We start from the raw sequence: 1,441 nt of genomic DNA on the forward strand, positions 1-1,441 counted from the left end.
CTAGCACTACTTTGGCAGATTTTTAGCGGAGATGGTTCTGCGGCAGTGGGGACAACGGATTGGGGGCGGCTGCGCGAGCGCGGTGAGGATGGCTTGCCTGACGGCGGGTAGGCTCGGTTGGGGCGGCGGGCCGAGGATTCTTTTTTCCCCCTCCCGCTTGTTTGAGGCGGCGAGATTGCAGGAAGGCGTAGGCGATCATCGTCATCAGCGCGTGCCGGTGCAGGCCCGTCCATGAGCGCCCCTCGAAGTGGTCGAGGCCAAGTTCCTCCTTGAGCTGCTGATGCGCCTGTTCGCAGACCCAGCGCGCCTTGATGGCGCCTGCGATCTGCTTGAGCGGGGTGTCGGCGGGCAAGTTGGAGAGGTAGTATTTGCGCTCGCCGGTCGAGCGGTGCTCGCCGATCACCCAGACCTCCTCGCCAGGCAGATGCTGAGCGCCCATGTCGCGGATGCGCTGGGGTGGGCCATCTGCAACCCGGACACGGACAGCGGCGAAGCGGGCCGAGAGGCGGCCTTTGGTGCCACGCCGCCAACTGACCGTCCGCCATTGGGCTTTTTCCAGCATCGCCTGCGCGGCCATCGACTTCACATCGGGGATATGCCGGCGGCGCGGGCGGCCGTGTCCGGCAACGGGGAAGATCATCGCCACGTCGGCGGCATAGACCTTCTGCTTGAACGGGATACCGACGGCCCAGGTAAGGCCGCGCTCGGTGAGCGCCTGCCGGAAGGGGGCGCTCAAGCCATATCCGGCATCGGCGAGCACGCAGCCAAAGCGTAAGCCGGCTGCGCGAGCCCGGTCGATCTCGGCCAGCGCGATTTCGGGCTTGGTCCTGTAGGCACGATGGTCCTCGGGCACACCGGCACGGTCGAGCCGGGCGGGATCGGAAGTCCAGCTCTCGGGCAGAAACAGTCGCAGCCCCACCATGACCGGCACTTCGCCAGAGGCCAGCGTCAGCGACACCAGCGTCTGGCAGTTGGCGTTCTTGCCAAGTGCCGAGGCATATTGCGGCGCGACGCCGACCGAGTGGCGCCCCTTCTTGGGGAGCGCGGTGTCGTCCACGATCAGCCACGCATCGTTCCCGCCAACTTGTCTGTCGGCCTCCGCGAGCAGCACCTTCTCCAGCGGCGCAGCATCCCACACGCCGCTCGCGATGAAGTGGTGCAGCTGGTCATAGTTGACGCCTGCGTCGCGCGCAGCCATCGGTTGGACGCTCTTGCGATCCCCAAGGCCAATCAGCCCAGCAATATAGGCCGGACACATCCGCGCACGCGTCTTGTGCCTCAACGCCGAGACGAACGGCTCAAGCCACCGCTCCAGATCGAGTTGCCAATCCCTGTTCATGGCCGGCCCCTCCAACAGCCGACCTCTCATGAATCACGCAAAACCGCTCTTGGGAATCCTCGAAACGCTCCCGGAACTAAAAATCTGCCAAAGTAGTGCTAG

Annotated in this window: 1 pseudogene; it reads right to left on the minus strand. The window is 65.2% G+C overall.

What is annotated here, in order from left to right:
• Positions 1 to 22 precede the first annotated feature (22 nt).
• Positions 23 to 1,376, minus strand: a pseudogene (locus tag NKH89_RS35585) (IS701 family transposase).
• Positions 1,377 to 1,441 lie beyond the last annotated feature (65 nt).

The sequence above is a fragment of the Mesorhizobium sp. M0923 genome, from assembly GCF_040319365.1.
GTDB lineage: Bacteria > Pseudomonadota > Alphaproteobacteria > Rhizobiales > Rhizobiaceae > Mesorhizobium.